Below are 16,309 nucleotides of genomic sequence, written 5' to 3' on the forward strand. Positions count from 1 at the left end.
CGTGGCCGACGTACTGCAGAAGCGCACGCACACCTCGGCGCACGGTGTGGTGCGCTACTGGGTGACGCCGAATCCAAACCCGGAGCAGCCGTGGCTCGTGTTCTTACACGGCATGCTGGTGGACCACCGTCTTTTCGATGGCCAGATCGAGCACTTCGCGGACCAGGCGAACCTGTTGGTGTGGGACAGCCCGGGGCACAACGAATCCCGGCCGTACTCGCTCGGTGCGCTCAGCGTGCTGGGCGTGGCTGGTGAGCTCGCGGACATCCTCGCCGCGGAAAACATCACCTCGCCGGTCCTGGTGGGGCAGTCCTTCGGCGGCATCGTTTCCCAGGGGCTCATGCAGCTGCGCCCGGAGCTCGCGGCGGGGTTCATCGGGGTAGACACGTTGCCGCTCAAGCGTGAGTTTTGGTCTGGCCCGGCGCTGGTGGCGCTACGCGGCACAGGTCCTGTGCTCCGACTGCGTCCGTTTGAGAAAGTACTGCGGTCTGCGCCGAAAGAAACCGCAGCTACGCCCCAGGGCCAAGCCGCCACCCGGGAAATGCTCGGCGAGTACGGCAAAGAGGAATACTTCACCATCGCCGCGCGCACCTTCGAGGAACTCGCCGAGGCAATCGCGCTGGAGCTGCCCTACGGGGCGAACTGCCCAGCGATGCTGCTGTGCGGCGAGCACGACAGCACCGCAGGAGCGAAGCGGCTCAACCGCGAGTGGTCCGAGCAGGAAGGGCTGCCACTGCGGTGGATTCCGGGTGCCGCGCACAACTCTCCGGTTGACAACCCCGAGGCGATCAGCGCCGAGATTGAGCGCTTCCTGCGCGAAGAGCTCTAGCCCCCGCGCGGTCTGGCCCTAATCCCCTTCGGCGTCGGCGTAGAACCCGTCGCCGAACGGGTCGTGGACGCGCTCCGCCAAAGCTGCCACCGAGTCCACTACCGCTGTGGGGCGGAAGGGGTACTTCGCTATCTCCTCGTCGTCCGAGATGCCGGTGCGCACCAACACCGTGCGCAGGCCCGCCTCCAACCCGGCTTTCACATCGGTGTCCATCCGGTCGCCGATCATCACCGTGTGCTCCGAGTGGGCGCCGATGTTGTTCAGCGCTGAGCGCATCATTACCGGGTTGGGCTTGCCCACGTAGTACGGTCGCTGCCCGGTCACCGCGGTAATCATGCTGGCCACGGAGCCAGTCGCCGGCACCACGCCGTTCGGCCCCGGCCCGGTGAGGTCCGGGTTCGTGGCAATAAAACGCGAGCCGCCGCGGATCAAGTTCGACGCAGTGGTCAACGCCTCAAAGGAGTAGGTGCGGGTCTCTCCCAGCACCACAAAGTCCGGGTCCGCGTCGGTGAGAATCCAGCCCATCTCGTGCAGCGCGGTGGTCAGGCCCGCCTCGCCGATAACGTACGCGGATGCCTCGCCGGCCTGCTGCGAGAGGAACTTCGCGGTGGCAGTGGCGGAGGTCCAGATCCGCTCGGGCTCAATGTCTAACCCCATGCGCCGCAGCTTCGCCGACAAGTCGCGCGGGGTTTGCATCGAGTTGTTCGTCAGCACCATGAACTCGATGTCGTGTTCGCGCAGCGCCGTGATGAACTCCTGCGCGCCCGGGATCACGTCACCTTCGCGGTGCAGGACGCCGTCCATGTCGGTGAGGTAGGAAATCATTGCGTTTCTACGCCTCCAAGAAATCTGCGAGTTCGCCTGCGGTGGGGTGATCTTGGTACACGTTTTCGTCGATAAGCACCCCGAACTGCTCCTCGATGCGCACGGCGAGCTCGATGCGATCCAGCGACGCGATCCCCGCGTCGTCGAGCCGGGTGGCGCGCTCGACCTCTGCGCCCGAGACCCGCTCGACAAGTTCGGCGAGCTGAGAAAACGTGTCCGCCGAGGCCTGCTCCGGTGCGTCCTCGACGATATCGAGCTTGCCCAGGTCCAACCGCTGCGAAAGTTCCATGCAGCTATGATAGGCGAATGCTTAGCCCCGTCGATTTCGTCCGCGACCTCACCCCGGCCAAGCGCCGCACATTCGCGGAGGCGCGCAGGGGCCTGCACAGCGGGGAGTCGGGGATCGGGTTGCGCTACGACCGGCACGGCACGGTGCAACACGGTGCGGTAGAGGTGTATTACTACGAAGTTGGTCCGGTCGACGCGCCGCTTGCTGTGGTCTACGCGCACGGCTTCAACATCGCCGCCGAGGAGTTCTACATGCAGGTCGAGGCACTTCGCCCGCTCGGGGTGAGGCAAGTGCTTGTCGACGTTCGCGGACACGGCCAAACCGGCCGCATCGACCCCGGGTTGCTTACCATCGACGCCGCCGCAGACGACATCGCCGCGGTGATGGAGCATTTGCTTATCGACGTTCCCGTAGTCACCGTCGGACACTCCCTCGGCGGGCCCATCTCCCTGTCGCTCATGCGCCGCCACGACTTTTGCTGGGCGGGCAGCGTGCAGGTCTCTGGTGCCGTGGACCCGTTCACCGCCCGCGGGATGCCGCGCGCACTCGGCGGCGCGTTTGGCTCTGCGCTGGAGGCGATGGTGGAGAAACTGCCGCACACCGCAGAGGGCCTGCGGGTGGCCATCACATCGACGCTCGCGCCCGCACTTGCCCGTTGGTTCTACTTCCGGCCGATGAACTACCAGATCATCCAGTTCCACGCGGCGTTGATCCAGGAGACACCGCTTGCTACCTACGCGGGCTACTTCGACGACTTGAAGGACCACTCGGAGCGCGCCGCCGCCGGTGTACTTGCCGGTTTGCCCGGCTACATCCTGGTGGGGGAGCGCGACAACGTCACCCCACTTGAGCAGTCGGCCCAGCTGGCGGAAATCTGGCCCGACGCTTATTATCAGGTGCTCCCGGAGTCCGGCCACATGCCGACTCTCGACGCGCCCGCGGCCGTGACGTGCGCCATCGCCCGCGTCATCGAACGCGTCACATCCGAGACCAACCCCGAGCCCGATCCCGGCCTCGATCCCGGCCCCGATCCCGACCCCGATCCCGACCAGGAGGAAACCGAATGATCCGTAGCGCTTCTGTCTCGCTAGGCGCCGCCGTGTGCCTCGTGGCCGGGCTTGCGCCCGCCGCTACCGCAGCGACCATGGCGGATCAGTACGACCCGTACTTCGACATCACGCCGCAGGTGGTGTTCGCCCAGGGCGGCGATTCCTTCAGTACTCCCATTTTTTACGAGCTCAAGGGTGTGCCCGAGGGGACAACGTGGGACTTCTTACGAGGATCAGCTTCGACCTACAAAGGCTTCTGTATGGCCGAGAAAGATCCGGAGACCGGTAACTTTCGTGCGCAACTTTTTAACACTGACTTCGCCCCGCTCAAACCTGGAGTGAACACGTGTGAGCGGATTACCGTCCGGGTGAACTACCCCGAGGATGAGTCGTGGGAATATCTCGACGTCCAGCCCGAGCTCATCCCGTCCGACAACATGCTCTACGAGCCACAGTATGAGACGAGAACCGCCGACCCAGGTGATCCGATCGAGCTCACACCCGAAAACCGTTGGTCGATCGGACTGCCCGAGAACGCGGAGTGGGAGCTGAAGGTTCCGGCTGGTCGCGCCGACTGGCGGGCCAGCATAGACCCGGCCACCGGCGTGATCACCGCGACGGTGCCGAAAAACGCAAACCGCGGCATCGCGTTCGGGGTTGTCACCACGTTTAGCGACGGGACCGTGCGTGAAACCACCGCCCGTGTAAACAACACCGGCATCGGAGCGGTGTTCACGCCGCAGGTCGCCCCGGAGGAAGAGCCGCAGCAGCCGGGGCCAGAGCAGGTTGCGGGCTCCACGCCGCTGAAAACTCTCGCGGTGATTTTCGGCGTCCTCGCCGTCCTCGGCATCGCAGCAGCCGTTGCGATGCCGCACCTTCCGCAGTTCTAGCCACAGCACAACAAAAGGGGGACAGAAAAGGAGAATCCCCCGGCTCGCACCGGGGGAAACGTCGATAAGCAAATGTTTCTTACTCGACGGCGTTCTCCTCGCCCTCATCGTCCGAAGCCTGGTTCGGCTTCGCGGCGGTCGGGTCGTCGATCTTCAGATCCTTCGCAGCCTGCGCCGCGACATCCATGTCAATCTTGTCCTCGTTGGCCAGGCCCAGGAGCGCTGCGACCACCATCGACTCGGCGTCGATGTTGAAGAAGCGGCGAGCTGCCTCGCGCGTATCCGCGAAGCCGAAGCCGTCCGCGCCCAGCACGATGTACTGGCCCGGCACGTACGGGCGGATCTGCTCCTGCAGGTCAGAGGCGAAATCGCTGGTAGCGATGTACGGGCCCTCAGTCTGCTGCAGCTGGGTGGTGGCAAACGCCGTGCCCACGTCCTTGCCCGGGTTGAGCAGCTGCTCGTTGGCAATACGCTGGCCGTCGCGGGCGAGCTCCGTCCAAGACGTCACAGAGTAAATCGCGGCGCCAACGTTGTACTCCTCCTGCAGGATCTCCTGCGCGCGCAGTGCCTGCTGCATACCCACACCGGAAGCGAGCAGGGAAACCTTGTTGTCCAGGTCCTTGCCCTCGTCGTAGAGGTAAATGCCCTTGTGCAGGCCCTCCACGTCCAGGTTCTCCGGGCGAGCCGGCTGGTGGTGCGGCTGGTTGTAAACGGTGATGTAGTACATCACGTTCTCACCGCCGTCCTCGCCGCCGTACATGCGCTCGATGCCCTTGGAAATCAGGTACGGCATCTCGTAGGCGAACGCCGGGTCGTACGGAATCACGGCCGGGTTGGTCGACGCGAGGATCGGGGAGTGGCCGTCCATGTGCTGCAGGCCCTCGCCGAACAGGGTGGTGCGGCCAGCGGTTGCGCCGATGATGAAGCCGCGGCCCATCTGGTCGCCAGCTGCCCAGAAGTTGTCGCCTGTGCGCTGGAAGCCGAACATCGAGTAGAAGATGTACATCGGGATCATCGGCTCGCCGTGGGTGGCGTACGAGGTCGCCGCCGCAATAAAGCTTGCCGACGAGCCGTCCTCGTTAATGCCCTCGTGCAGGATCTGACCGTCCGTAGCCTCACGGTAGGAAAGCTGCAGATCGTGGTCCACCGGCACGTAGTTCTGGCCGTGCGGGTTGTAGATCTTCAACGTCGGGAACCAGGAGTCCAGGCCGAAGGTGCGGGCTTCATCCGGGATGATCGGCACGATGCGCTTGCCGATCTCCTTGTCACGCATGAGCGCCTTGAACGTGCGCACCAGCGCCATGGTGGAGGCGACTTCCTGCTTGCCCGAATCCTTGAACAGGGCCTTAAACGTCTTCTCAAAGTCCGGCAGCTCAAGCGGCGTGAACTTCTGGCGACGCTCCGGCAGGTAGCCACCAAGCTCCTCGCGGCGGGCCTTGAGGTACTTGATCTCCTCCGCGTCCTCGCCCGGGTGGTAGTACGGCGGCATGTACGGATCCTTCTCCAGCTCCTCGTCGGAGATCGGGATCTGCTGCTTGTCGCGGAACAGCTTCAGGTCCTCGGCCGCCAGGTTCTTCATCTGGTGGGTCGCGTTGCGGCCCTCGAAGTTGTGGCCCAGGCCGTAGCCCTTAATGGTGTGGGCGAGGATGACCGTCGGCTTGCCCTTCGTTTCCAGTGCACGCTTGTAGGCGGCGTAGACCTTGCGGTAATCGTGGCCACCGCGGCGCAGCGCCCAGATTTCCTCGTCGGTCATGTCCTCGACGAGCTTCTTCGTGCGCTCGTCGCGGCCGAAGAAGTGCTCGCGCACATACCCGCCGTCGTTCGCCTTGAACGTCTGGTAGTCGCCGTCCTTGGTGGTGTTCATGATGTGAACGAGCGCACCGTCCTCATCCTTCTCCAGCAGTTCATCCCACTCGCGGCCCCAGACCACCTTGATCACGTTCCAGCCAGCGCCGACGAAGAAGCTCTCCAGCTCCTGAATGATCTGGCCGTTGCCGCGCACCGGGCCGTCGAGACGCTGCAGGTTGCAGTTGATCACGAAGGTCAGGTTGTCCAGGCCGTACAGGGAAGCCATGTGGATCAGGCCGCGGGACTCCGGCTCGTCCATCTCGCCGTCGCCCAGGAATGCCCAGACGTGCTGCTGGTCGGTGTCCTTGATGCCGCGGTCCTGCAGGTACTTGTTAAAGCGGGCCTGGTAGATCGCGTTCATGGGGCCAAGGCCCATCGACACGGTGGGGAACTCCCAAAACGCCGGCATGCCGTGCGGGTGCGGGTAAGACGGCAGGCCGCCCTGCTCGCGGGAGTGCTCCTGGCGGAAGCCGTCCAGGTCGTCCTCGCTCAGACGGCCCTCGAGGAACGCGCGTGCGTACATACCCGGCGAAGCGTGGCCCTGGAAGAAGATCTGGTCGCCGCCCTGGGGGGCATCCTTGCCCTTGAAGAAGTGGTTGAAGCCAACCTCGTACAGCGCCGCGGCGGACGCGTAGGTGGAGATGTGGCCACCGACCTTGATGCCGGGGCGCTGCGCACGGTGCACCATGATGGCCGCGTTCCAGCGCATCCAGCGGCGGTAACGCTTCTCAATCTGCTCGTCGCCCGGGAACTCCGGCTCGAGGTTCGTGGGGATGGTGTTCACGAAGTCCGTCGACGACAACGCCGGCAGGTCCACGCGCTTCGCGTTCGCGCGCTCGATCAGGCGCAGCATGAGGTAGCGGGCGCGCTCCGGGTCGGACTCGTCGAGCAGGCCGTCGAGGGAGTCCATCCACTCCTGGGTCTCTTCCGGGTCCGCGTCATGCAGGTAGGAAGCCACTCCCTCGCGCAGGGAAAGGATGTTGGTGTCAACCTGCTGCGCGTTCTTCGCGCGCGCGTCCACCATGTCTTGTTCGGTTGTGTTTCCAGCGTTGTCCGCCACGAAAACCTCCTCGGGTGCATACGAGCATTGTCGGGGTCAATGGTACGTGGTTTCCGGTGTGGTTTCCGGCAGTCGGCAATCTTTGGTGACACTAATCACCCGAGCTGCTTGGTTCACGCGACGTGGGCCCGTTCCCGCAGTACTATGCCGGGTATGTGCCACCTGGCACGCCGCCCGAAAACACGTTTACTTTCTTGGAGGATGGAGAGACTTGAGTGCCACAGGAGTGGACACCTACGCCGACCGACTCGGCGTGAGCCCCGATGATGTCGTGCAGGAAATCGGCTGGGATGAAGACGCCGACTCCGCAATTTCGGAGGCAATCGAGGACGCCATCGGCGCCGAGCTTCTCGACGAAGACGCGCAAGAACCCTGCGACACCGTCCTCCTTTGGTTCCGTGACGGCGATGGTGACTTGGTAGACGAGCTCGTCGACGCTTCCCGCAACCTTGGCGGGCAGGGGCGCATCTGGCTGCTCACCCCGCGCGCGGACAAGCCCGGCGGCATCCACCCGGGCGAGATCTCCGAGTCGGCGCAGCTCGCTGGCTTCGTGCAAACCAAGGCGGACCGTTTCGGCGGGTGGCAGGGATCCTGCCTGACCAGTCCAAAGCGCTAAATGTCTGCGTGGTGAGCGCCCCGGTTTTGGGTCTAGCGCGTGCAGTTTGTTACTCTTTCCGAAGCGCGCCGTTAGCTCAGCTGGAAGAGCAACTGGTTTACACCCAGTAGGTCGGCGGTTCGAGCCCGTCATGGCGCACTACCACAACCCTTTCCCGGCCCAACCGGGGAGGGGTTGTTTGCTTCGCTGGTTCGGTCGCGCTGACCTGGGGGATCCCGAAGCCGCGCGAGCAAAAAGGGAACTACAACACCCGCGCTTCGATCGCCGCGAGGATGCCCAGTTCAAACACCGGTGAATCGCTGTCGAAGTCCACGTCCGCCACATCCCATTCCCCGAAGCGCACGCGGGCGGACCCGGTCTTCGCCCCAGAGTGGTCCGGCACTACAGCCAGCTCCCACAGGTTTTGCCCGGCGGCGTGTGCGGCTTTCGCGGCGCGCGCTTCTAGGTCGGTGTACGGCGACATGAGGGTAAACAGCTCTTCGCCTTCGGGGTCGCGAAGCGTAAGCAGTGAGCCGAAGGGCCGGTCGGGGAACGCGGTGGGGTCGTCGGCGATGGCGTCTTCCACATCGTCCGGCTCCACGTCTGGGGCGAGCTCGACACCCGCGGTGACCAGTACGTCTAGGATTTCGCGCACCCTGTTCGGGTCCGGTGCGAGGTCGCGGTTGTAGGCCATGGCGTAACTCCCCTTCGTCGCGGTGCGGCTTAGCGTTCTCGCTCCTTATCGTAGGCCTTCGCCCACGGGTTGGCGCGCGAGGAACCGTAGCGTTGCCGGGGAGCAGTTTGCTTGACGACGTCCACCTGCCCCTCCGCGTCCGCGTCCTCGGGAGGGGGCCCGGCGGGGGACGCGGTGGCGTCGGCAAGCAATTGCTCCTGCTCCTCGGCGAAGCGGCGACGCTCGCGCTGCTCGGCGAAGATGAAGTAGATCAGGCCGGCGGGCGCGGCGATGCCGAAGAGGATCCATTGCAGGCCGTAGGAGAGGTGGTTTCCCGTTTCGAGCTGGGGCAGCGGGATCGCGGCGAGTTCGCCCGGTTCGCCTGAGAGCAGCTGCAGGTAAGGGGAGACCAGGTCTTGGCCAAGCAGGTCGCCGACCTGGCCGGGGCTGATGGAGTAGACCATCTCGTAGCCCTGCTCGTGGAGTGGCGCGGAGGGGTGGACGCCCTCGTCGGCAAGCATGAGCCCCGTAATGGTCACGTCGCCGGTGGGGGCGGGGGTGATGTCGGGCACCTTCGTGCCGTCGACGGCAGGCACCCAGCCGCGGTTGACCAGGATCGTCGCGCCGGAATCCAGCGCGAACGGGGTGAGCACCTGGAACGCCGGGTTGCGGTCCACCGGGCGCATGCGCAGAAGCACGTCTTCGTCCGAATATCTGCCGGTGGCGGCTACCCGCGACCACTCGTCCTCGGGCGCGAGCGTGCCGTCGGGGCGCAGTACGTCGCCGATGGGGCGCGGGGCGTTGTCGAACGCCTCGGTGATGTGCTCGTTGCGCTCCACCAGCGCCTCGTTCTTGCCCAGCTGCCACGGGGCGAGGAAGGTGAAGGCGTAGTAGGAGAAGACGCCGATGAGAATCGCCGCGATAACCCACCCGGGGGTGAGAAACTGCCTGAAACCGCTGCGCTTCTTCGTCACACCGGGCTAGTTTAGCTGCTCGCGAACCCAGGCAATAATGCCGTCAGCAGCGGACTCAATCTGCTCGCGCGTTACGGTGAAGCCCTCCGGGCCGCCGTAGTAGGGGTCCGCCACGCCCGCGCCCTCCTCAGCGGCGGGGTCGAACGAACGGATGAGGCGCACTTTGTCCTCGTCGACGCCCCGGGCCACCAGCTCCGAGACGTGGTTGGTGTCTAACGCCACGATGAGGTCCGCGTCGAAGCGGTCGCCGCCGAACTGCGCCGCGCGGTGAGCTTCCCCGTCGTAGCCGTGTGCGGCAAGTTCCGCGCGGGCGCGCTCGTCCGCCTTGTTGCCTACGTGCCAGCCGCCGATGCCGGAGGACGTCACGCGCACTTGGTCGCGCAGGCCAGCGTCTTCGAGGCGGGAGCGCACGATCACCTCGGCCATCGGGGAGCGGCAGATGTTGCCGGTGCAGACGAAATCGATGTGCAGCGAGTTAGTACTCACGGATAATCCTTTCCAGCTCGGTGGCGTTCGAGGCCCGGAATCGGGCGAGGTCCCATTCCTCGGCAGCGCCGTAGCCCCAGGTGACGGCTACCGCGGGAAGGTCGAAAGTGGCGGCGCCCTCAAAGTCGTGCTTCCGGTCGCCCACCATAATCGGTCGCTCGGGGGCGAAGCCTTCGAGCACGTAGCGGATCACGTCCACCTTTTTGGAACGCACACCGTCGTTGGACGCCGCCCCCAGAAAGTCGACGTAGTCGAGCAAACCGGCGCGCTGAAGCGCCAGGCGAGTGAAGTGCTCGCTTTTGCTGGTTGCGGTGCACACCGCGAAGCCGTCGTCAAGCGCGAAATGCTCCATCAGCTCGCCCATGCCCTCGAAGACGGTGAAGCGTTGCCAACCCTCGTCCGACATGTAGTCGGAGTAGGCGCGCATGGCGCGCTCGACTGTCGGCTCGTCCATGCCGAGGGTGTGCATTGTCTCGCGCATGGGTGGCCCGGGGATGCGCCGGATGAATTCCTCGTCGGGCACGTCCCAGCCCACTTCGCCAAGGCCGATGAGGAATCCTTCGCGGATGCCGGGGAATGAGTCGATGATGGTGCCGTCGACGTCGAGAAGCAGGGTGGTAGTCACGCCTCCCCACCATTCCAAATTTGTAGGCTGGGTGCCATGGTTCAAGTCAAAGATGTCGTGGAGAAGCTCGAAGCCGCCTACCCGCCCCAGCTCGCCGAGAGTTGGGACCACGTGGGTTTGATCTGCGGGGACCCGGAGGCGCAGGTGGGCAAGGTCGCGTTTGCGCTGGATTGCACGCAGGCTGTGGCGGAAGCGGCGGTGGCGTGTGGTGCCCAGATGCTCGTGGTGCACCACCCGCTGCTGCTGCGCGGGGTGCACTCGGTGGCCGCGAACACCCCGAAGGGCAAGGTGGTGCACACGCTCATCTCCGGCGGCTGCGCACTGTTCGCCGCGCACACGAACGCGGATTCCGCGCGCCCGGGCGTCTCCGACATCCTCGCTGAGCTGGTGGGTATTACCCCGGGCCGCCCGATTAAGCCGGTCACCCTGGGTGGCACCGATAAGTGGGGTGTGCACGTGCCCCCGCAGGACACCCGCCGCCTGAAGCTCGCGCTGTTCGAGTCGGGGGCCGGCGCGATCGGGGACTACAGCGAGTGCGCGTTCTCCATCGACGGCACGGGCGAGTTCACTCCGCTCGACGGCGCCGACCCCACCGACGGGCAGGTGGGCGAGCACTTCACGGCCGCGGAGACGCGGGTGGAGTTCGTCGCGCCGACGAGGTTGCGCCGCACGCTTATCGACGTGCTCCGCGCCAACCACCCCTACGAAGAGCCTGCATTCGACGTGGTGCAGCTGGAAGACACCGAGGACCTCTCGCAGGCCACGGGCCTGGGGCGTATAGGCGAGCTGCCGGAGCCGATGACCCTGCGTGAGTTCACCCAGCAAGTGGCGGACAACCTGCCGGAGACGGTGTGGGGCGTGCGCGCCGCCGGCGACCCGGAGCAGATGGTGCAAAAGGTGGCTGTGTCCTCCGGCGCGGGCGACAGCTTCTTGGACGATGTGGCGAAGCTCGGCGTCGACGTCTATGTCACCTCCGACCTGCGCCACCACCCGGTGGACGAACACCTGCGGGCAGGCGGACCGGCGGTGGTGGACACCGCGCACTGGGCCAGCGAGTTTCCCTTCACCCGTCAGGCGGCGGGTATCGTGGCGGGTCTAGATGTAGCAACGGAGATCGTTGAAATCCGCACTGACCCGTGGACGGTTTCGGCGCACCCGGACCGTCCAGAACGCTAAAGGAGCCACCACTTATGCACCTGCAGCCAGACTTGCAGCCCGTCCTCCTGCAGCTCGCCGAGACCGAGCGCGCCGCCGGCCAGCCGAAATCCGCACGACCCGAGGAAAAAGAGTTGCAAAAGCTTCTCGACGAGCGCGAGCGCCTCATCTCCGCCTCCTCCGCCGCCCAGCTCGCGGTAGACGACATGGAGCTGGAAATCCTGCGTATCCAGGAAGACGAGCGCAAGCTGAAGCGCCGTGAGATGGACGACAAGCGCCAGCTCGGTGCGGAGACCGACCCGGAGCGCCGCAAAGACTTAGAGCACGACCGCTACGCAGCGAAGTCCCGCATCGCCGACCTGCTCTCCGAGCTGAAAGAGGCGATGGGGGAGGTCAAGGCGCTGCGCAACAACCGCGACGTGCACGCCGCCCGCGTGGACGACATCGAGCGCAAGGTTGAGGCGGCGCGCCGGGCGGCTGCTGCGCTGCCGGAGGAAGAGACGGTGGACACAGAGGCACTGCGCGCCAAGCTGCCGGAAGATGTACTCGAGGCCTACGACGACATCGGCGTCGCGCGTTTCAACGGCCGCACCTGCAACTCGTGCTTCATTCAGCTGCCCCCGGCGGAGCGCCAGGAGGTGCTCGCCGCGGCGGAAGACGAGCTGCCCAACTGCCCGAACTGCGGCACCTTGCTCGTGCGCGTGAACCCGGCCATGAATCCGACGGAGCAGTAAAAATGCGGGTTGAGCTGTATTGCGATGGTGGCTCGCGCGGCAATCCGGGTGTCGCCGGCTCGGGCGCAGTGCTTTACGACGAGCACGGGGACACCCTCGCCGAAGTCGCCTACGTGGTGGGCAAGAAGGCCTCAAACAACGTCGCCGAGTACCACGGCCTCATTCGGGGCCTCGAGGCCGCCCGCGACTTAGGCGCCACCGAGGTGGACGTGCACATGGACTCCAAGCTCGTGGTCGAGCAGATGACGGGGCGCTGGAAGATCAAGCACCCGGACATGCAAAAGCTCGCAGTCGAAGCGCGCAAGCTCGCCGGCGAGTTCGGAAACGTCACCTACACCTGGGTGCCGCGCGCGAAGAACAAAAAGGCCGACGAACTGTCTAACGTCGCGATGGACGCCGCCGCCCGAGGGGATGCACCAGGAATCGTGGAAGGCACCGGGGTTGTGAAGGGGGCAGAGGTGGCACCGGCAGGCGTCGATAAGCAAGCCAAGCCCACGAAAGAGACCTCGCGGAAGGCGCCCTGGGCCGAAGGGCCCCGCACCCGGTTCGTGCTGCTGCGACACGGACAAACCGAGCACTCGAAAGACATGCGGTTTTCCGGGTCCTCCGATCCGGAGCTCACCGAAACCGGCAAGCAGCAGGCAGCGCGCGCGGCCGAGGCACTGACGCAGTTCGCGGGTATCGACGCTATCGTGGCCTCCCCGCGTCGGCGCGCGCAGCAAACCGCGCAGGCCGCGACCGATGCGCTCGGCTTCGAAACCTTCGACACGGTGGAGGACTTCCGCGAGATCGACTTCGGCGCATTCGAAGGGCTCACCCGCGACGAAGCAATTGCCAAGGACCCGGACGCTTTCGACCACTGGCAGAGCTCGCCGAACAACGCCCCGCCGGAGGGCGAATCCATCACCAGCTTCCACCGACGCGTCACCCGCGCGCGCCTCAAGCTGCAGGAACGCTACGAAGGCAAAACGGTGCTGGTGGTCACGCACATGATGCCGATCAAGTCGGTGGTGCGCCAGGCGCTCGGCTCTAACGCGGAGAGCCTGCAGCACTTCTTCCTCGACCTTGCCAGCATCACCGTGGTGGAGTTTTACGGCGACTACGGGGTGGTGCGCTGCTTCAACGACGTGGCGCACCACCGGGTGTAGGGCGCGCTGGGGAGTTCTTCCCCAAACCCGGCTACCTACACGCAGCTAGGTCCCTAGTACGCGTACACTTATACACGCGAATGAGCTGGCCGGGTGACCGCGGCGTATGCGAACCACCCGCGAATGCGGGCAGGCGCGCGTCGAGGAAAGTCCGGACTCCACAGGGCACGGTGGTTGCTAACAGCAACCCGGAGCGATCCGCGGGAAAGTGCAACAGAAAGTAGACCGCCACCGGTTTCGGCCGGGGGTAAGGGTGAAAGGGTGCGGTAAGAGCGCACCGGCATGCGTGGTGACACGTGTGGCCAGGTAAACCCCACCGGGAGCAAGGCAAGAATCCCTGCCGTAAGTGGCAGGGATCGTCGGACGCGATGAGGCTGCCCGCCCATGTCCGAAGGTAGCTGCTCGAGGCCGCGCGGCAACGCACGGTCCAGATGGATGGTCGCCGCCCCGGAGACGGGGCACAGAATCCGGCTCATAGGCCGACTCATTCGCCCTAAATTTGGCACGATGGGCATTCATGAAGCTCTACGCCGCGCCCCTGGATTTCAGCGACATCGCCCGCGAGTTCAGCGTGCCCCGCGGCTTTAACGCCGCCGTGCACCAGGAGGCTGCAGAGCTGGAGGATAGGTTTGCGGGGCAGCGTCGCGACGCCCGGGACATCCCGTTTGTCACCATCGATCCGGCGGGTTCCATGGACTTAGACCAGGCGGTGCATATTGAGCGTGGTGACGGTGGCGATGCTGGTAACGGCGGCTACGTGGTGCGCTACGCCATCGCCGACGTGGCCGCGTTCGTGGAACCGCAAGGCCGGGTGCGCGAGGAGTCGCTCGAGCGTGGCCAAACCATCTATCTGCCGGACGAGCCTGCGCGCCTGCACCCGGCGGAGCTGTCCGAAGGATCCGCATCGCTGCTTCCCGACGTCGACAGGCCCGCCGTTTTGTGGACGTTCCACCTGGACTCCGCGGCCGAGGCCCGAGACGCACACGTTGAGCGTGCGCTGGTGCACTCGGTGGCACGCCTGGACTACGACGGGGTGCAGGAGGACTTCGAAGCAGGGCGTCCGCACCCCTCGATCGAGCTGCTGCCAGAGGTAGGCAAGCTGCGGCAGCGATCGTCGTTAAGACGCAAAGCCATCAACCTACGCCTGCCGTCCGTGCGTGTGGTGGGCGATGAGGCCGGGCACTTCGAGCTGATGATCGAGCCGCGGCACCCGGCGATGGACTACAACTCCGAAATTTCGCTGCTCACAGGCATGGTTGCGGGCCGAATGATGGTTGACGCGGGTGTGGGGTTCCTGCGCACGCTTGGGCCTGCCGACGAAGCCGCAGAGGCCGAGTTCCGCCGCGAGGCACGCAACCTCGGCTTCGAGGTGACAGGCGAAATCGGAGAATTCCTCGCAGGCGTGGACGCGGACACCCCGCGCGGTATGGCAGTGATGCGAGAAGCGCAGAAGCTGTTGCGAGGCTCCGGTTACGTCGACCTGGAAGAAAAGCATCCAGAGGTGCACGCGGGCATCGGCGGGTATTACTCGCACGTCACCGCGCCACTGCGCCGACTCATCGACCGCTACGCCACCGAGGTGTGCCTTTCCATCTGCTCCGGCGACCCGGTCCCGGAGTGGGTGCGCGCGGAAGCGCCGCGCGTGATCAAGACGATGGGCAGGTCATCCCAGCTGGCGAGCTCCGTGGAGAAGGCCTGCCTGCACCTCACCGAGGCCACCGTGCTGGAGCCGTGGGTGGGGCACAACTTCGACGGCGTGACACTGAAAACGAACGAGGAGCGCGCCCGCATCTTCGTGGTGGACCCTCCGGTGCTCGCTCAGTCGCTGGGCACGCCAGAGGAAGGCCACGAAACGAAGTTCTCCCTCATTAAGGCCAATCCCGGTGCGCGCGAGGTGGGGTTCGCGTGGCCAGCTGACTAAGGGGCTGCCTCGTCTACTCGGGCCACCTCACCGGGCAGTACTTCGACCACTTCGAACTCCGCAGCCATGCGTTCAGCGAAGTCGTCCGCGGCGTCTAGGGGGACGAAGGCGATCACTGCGTCGGAGGTGCCCGTTGCAGCAGGGCGCGCTGCCTGCGCACCTCGCTCACGCGCCAGGGCCACCAGCGCGTCCGGGGTTTCGAGGTCGTGCTGCTCCGACGGCGAATTCAAAAGCGTGAACAGTTCGTTGCCGCGCCTGGAACGCAGCGCCTTCGCGGCAGCGAGCGAGCGCAGCGTTTCCGTTTCGCAGAACTGCACCCAGCTGCGCGCCACGTCCGCCTCAGGTGCGGTCTCATCGCCTGCTTCGGAGCGGGCGTTGACCCACTGCACCACGCGCTCGACGTTCTCGGGCAGCTGGCGCAGGGACGTGACGCCGAAATTCGCTGCCGCCGCGTCGATGAAGTCGCGCCGCGCTGCGATCGCTTCCTTTTGACGGTCGTGCGGCCTGCCCAGCTCGGTCGCCAGGGAGAACACCCGCACCCCGTGACGCGATGGGGACGGGGCTTGGGTGAGCGAGCCGTCAGCGTAATCCACCACGGAAATCTGCTCGCCACCACGCAATGCCACCGTGTGCCGGGCGCGCAGTAGTGCGAGAGAGGAGTACGTGGCCACGGCGTGGGAACACACCTCGGCCAGGCGGGTGCGAAACGGCGCCGTGTCTACCTCGTCGCTGCCACCAGCGAGTGCGAGCGCGATCGCGCAGTCGCAGGCGTAGAGCGCCCCGAGGCCCGCGCCGAGTGGGACGTCGCCAGCGATCGTGATATCCAGGCCTGCGGTGTCGCGCGAGAGCAATTGGCGTTGGATGAGGGTTTGCACCAGGCCTGCCCAGCGACGCGCCAGCGGGTCCTGCGGGGTGCTGTCCGAAAGCTCAGCCAACGTCGTCTGCGCTTCGAAGGTATCGCCGAGCGAACTGGTCGCCGCGATGGAAATCACATCGTCGTCGCGTTCGCTGAAGGCCGCTGCCGCGCGCAGGCTAGCTGTGCCTGCGAGCGTGACACCGCCGAAGTGATCGACGTTTTCTCCGATGAGCACCCAAGTCCCCGGGGCAGAGGCCACGCGCTTCGGGTCGGCGCCGGTGCGTGCCCGGTGTGCTTCGCGGGCGCGCTCAACGGGCGCGGTGTCAGGTGCGACGTAACGTGCCATGGATCT

The 16,309-nt window shown here is 65.6% G+C and carries 16 protein-coding genes, 1 tRNA gene and 1 other RNA gene; 10 read left to right on the forward strand and 8 right to left on the reverse strand.

Annotated features, from left to right (window positions below; genetic code table 11):
- The first annotated feature begins 1 nt into the window (after position 1).
- On the forward strand, positions 2–829 hold the full coding sequence (locus HWX32_RS03070; protein WP_175934667.1) for an alpha/beta fold hydrolase: 828 nt from the start codon (positions 2–4) through the stop codon (positions 827–829).
- A gap of 18 nt (positions 830–847) precedes the next feature.
- Here the strand turns inward: HWX32_RS03070 and HWX32_RS03075 are convergent, their stop codons facing one another.
- Both HWX32_RS03075 and HWX32_RS03080 read right to left on the reverse strand, forming a co-directional pair.
- Positions 848–1,654: an HAD-IIA family hydrolase gene (locus HWX32_RS03075; RefSeq protein WP_175934668.1), complete on the reverse strand. Its 807-nt coding sequence runs from the start codon at positions 1,652–1,654 to the stop codon at positions 848–850.
- A 7-nt stretch (positions 1,655–1,661) separates the two neighbouring features.
- Positions 1,662–1,943 carry an acyl carrier protein gene (locus HWX32_RS03080; protein ID WP_175934669.1) on the reverse strand — a complete coding sequence of 94 codons (282 nt, stop codon included), beginning with the start codon at positions 1,941–1,943 and terminating at the stop codon, positions 1,662–1,664.
- 17 nt (positions 1,944–1,960) lie between these two features.
- Here HWX32_RS03080 and HWX32_RS03085 point away from each other — a divergent pair, with 17 nt between their 5' ends.
- Positions 1,961–3,010 (forward strand): alpha/beta fold hydrolase, encoded by a 1,050-nt coding sequence (locus HWX32_RS03085; protein WP_175934670.1) that lies wholly within the window; start codon positions 1,961–1,963, stop codon positions 3,008–3,010.
- Positions 3,007–3,882: a YPDG domain-containing protein gene (locus tag HWX32_RS03090; RefSeq protein WP_175934671.1), complete on the forward strand. Its 876-nt coding sequence runs from the start codon at positions 3,007–3,009 to the stop codon at positions 3,880–3,882. The genes HWX32_RS03085 and HWX32_RS03090 overlap by 4 nt, the downstream gene beginning before the upstream one ends.
- A 79-nt stretch (positions 3,883–3,961) precedes the next feature.
- Here HWX32_RS03090 and aceE read toward each other — a convergent pair whose 3' ends face one another.
- Positions 3,962–6,754, reverse strand: coding sequence for a pyruvate dehydrogenase (acetyl-transferring), homodimeric type (aceE, locus tag HWX32_RS03095; protein WP_175935015.1), 2,793 nt, complete (start codon positions 6,752–6,754; stop codon positions 3,962–3,964).
- Positions 6,755–7,001: 247 nt separating this feature from the next.
- On the opposite strand from aceE, the gene HWX32_RS11180 reads away from it, so the two are divergent.
- On the forward strand, positions 7,002–7,406 hold the full coding sequence (locus HWX32_RS11180) for a DUF3052 domain-containing protein (RefSeq protein WP_075468814.1): 405 nt from the start codon (positions 7,002–7,004) through the stop codon (positions 7,404–7,406).
- 65 nt (positions 7,407–7,471) lie between these two features.
- Positions 7,472–7,544: transfer RNA gene (locus tag HWX32_RS03105), tRNA-Val, on the forward strand.
- A 103-nt stretch (positions 7,545–7,647) separates the two neighbouring features.
- On the opposite strand, the gene HWX32_RS03110 is transcribed toward HWX32_RS03105, so the two are convergent.
- From HWX32_RS03110 to HWX32_RS03125, 4 genes are read right to left on the reverse strand one after another with little or no spacing between them, the layout of a single operon-like run.
- Positions 7,648–8,079: a hypothetical protein gene (locus tag HWX32_RS03110; protein WP_175934672.1), complete on the reverse strand. Its 432-nt coding sequence runs from the start codon at positions 8,077–8,079 to the stop codon at positions 7,648–7,650.
- 29 nt (positions 8,080–8,108) lie between these two features.
- Positions 8,109–9,032, reverse strand: coding sequence for an SURF1 family protein (locus HWX32_RS03115; protein ID WP_175934673.1), 924 nt, complete (start codon positions 9,030–9,032; stop codon positions 8,109–8,111).
- Positions 9,033–9,038: 6 nt separating this feature from the next.
- Positions 9,039–9,518 carry a low molecular weight protein-tyrosine-phosphatase gene (locus HWX32_RS03120; RefSeq protein WP_175934674.1) on the reverse strand — a complete coding sequence of 160 codons (480 nt, stop codon included), beginning with the start codon at positions 9,516–9,518 and terminating at the stop codon, positions 9,039–9,041.
- Entirely contained in the window at positions 9,508–10,143 is a 636-nt protein-coding gene (locus HWX32_RS03125; RefSeq protein WP_175934675.1) for an HAD hydrolase-like protein, read from the reverse strand. The genes HWX32_RS03120 and HWX32_RS03125 overlap by 11 nt, the downstream gene beginning before the upstream one ends.
- 36 nt (positions 10,144–10,179) lie before the next feature.
- Between HWX32_RS03125 and HWX32_RS03130 the strand changes: the two genes are divergently transcribed.
- From HWX32_RS03130 to HWX32_RS03150, 5 genes are all read left to right on the forward strand, one after another.
- Positions 10,180–11,319, forward strand: a complete 1,140-nt coding sequence (locus HWX32_RS03130; protein WP_175934676.1) for a Nif3-like dinuclear metal center hexameric protein — start codon at positions 10,180–10,182, stop codon at positions 11,317–11,319.
- 14 nt (positions 11,320–11,333) lie between these two features.
- Positions 11,334–12,032, forward strand: coding sequence for a zinc ribbon domain-containing protein (locus HWX32_RS03135; RefSeq protein ID WP_175934677.1), 699 nt, complete (start codon positions 11,334–11,336; stop codon positions 12,030–12,032).
- Positions 12,033–12,034: 2 nt separating this feature from the next.
- A complete protein-coding gene (locus tag HWX32_RS03140; RefSeq protein ID WP_175934678.1) occupies positions 12,035–13,180 on the forward strand; it encodes a bifunctional RNase H/acid phosphatase in 1,146 nt (381 codons plus the stop codon).
- An 81-nt stretch (positions 13,181–13,261) separates the two neighbouring features.
- Positions 13,262–13,671, forward strand: an RNA gene (gene rnpB / locus HWX32_RS03145) — RNase P RNA component class A.
- A gap of 26 nt (positions 13,672–13,697) precedes the next feature.
- Positions 13,698–15,101 carry an RNB domain-containing ribonuclease gene (locus tag HWX32_RS03150; RefSeq protein ID WP_175934679.1) on the forward strand — a complete coding sequence of 468 codons (1,404 nt, stop codon included), beginning with the start codon at positions 13,698–13,700 and terminating at the stop codon, positions 15,099–15,101.
- Here HWX32_RS03150 and HWX32_RS03155 read toward each other — a convergent pair.
- On the reverse strand, positions 15,098–16,303 hold the full coding sequence (locus HWX32_RS03155; protein WP_175934680.1) for a galactokinase family protein: 1,206 nt from the start codon (positions 16,301–16,303) through the stop codon (positions 15,098–15,100). The genes HWX32_RS03150 and HWX32_RS03155 overlap by 4 nt on opposite strands.
- Positions 16,304–16,309: the final 6 nt, after the last annotated feature.

Origin of the sequence: Corynebacterium sp. Marseille-P4321, from assembly GCF_903645305.1 — a bacterium.
Taxonomy (GTDB): domain Bacteria; phylum Actinomycetota; class Actinomycetes; order Mycobacteriales; family Mycobacteriaceae; genus Corynebacterium.

Coding starts and splice junctions, on each gene's coding strand:
- HWX32_RS03155 (WP_175934680.1), bottom strand. CDS start 16,303: ATGGCACGTTACGTCGCACCTGACACCGCGCCCGTTGAGCGCGCCCGC.
- HWX32_RS03080 (WP_175934669.1), bottom strand. CDS start 1,943: ATGGAACTTTCGCAGCGGTTGGACCTGGGCAAGCTCGATATCGTCGAG.
- HWX32_RS03135 (WP_175934677.1), top strand. CDS start 11,334: ATGCACCTGCAGCCAGACTTGCAGCCCGTCCTCCTGCAGCTCGCCGAG.
- HWX32_RS03085 (WP_175934670.1), top strand. CDS start 1,961: ATGCTTAGCCCCGTCGATTTCGTCCGCGACCTCACCCCGGCCAAGCGC.
- HWX32_RS03090 (WP_175934671.1), top strand. CDS start 3,007: ATGATCCGTAGCGCTTCTGTCTCGCTAGGCGCCGCCGTGTGCCTCGTG.
- HWX32_RS03075 (WP_175934668.1), bottom strand. CDS start 1,654: ATGATTTCCTACCTCACCGACATGGACGGCGTCCTGCACCGCGAAGGT.
- aceE (WP_175935015.1), bottom strand. CDS start 6,754: ATGGTGGACGCGCGCGCGAAGAACGCGCAGCAGGTTGACACCAACATC.
- HWX32_RS03130 (WP_175934676.1), top strand. CDS start 10,180: ATGGTTCAAGTCAAAGATGTCGTGGAGAAGCTCGAAGCCGCCTACCCG.
- HWX32_RS03140 (WP_175934678.1), top strand. CDS start 12,035: ATGCGGGTTGAGCTGTATTGCGATGGTGGCTCGCGCGGCAATCCGGGT.
- HWX32_RS03110 (WP_175934672.1), bottom strand. CDS start 8,079: ATGGCCTACAACCGCGACCTCGCACCGGACCCGAACAGGGTGCGCGAA.
- HWX32_RS03150 (WP_175934679.1), top strand. CDS start 13,698: ATGAAGCTCTACGCCGCGCCCCTGGATTTCAGCGACATCGCCCGCGAG.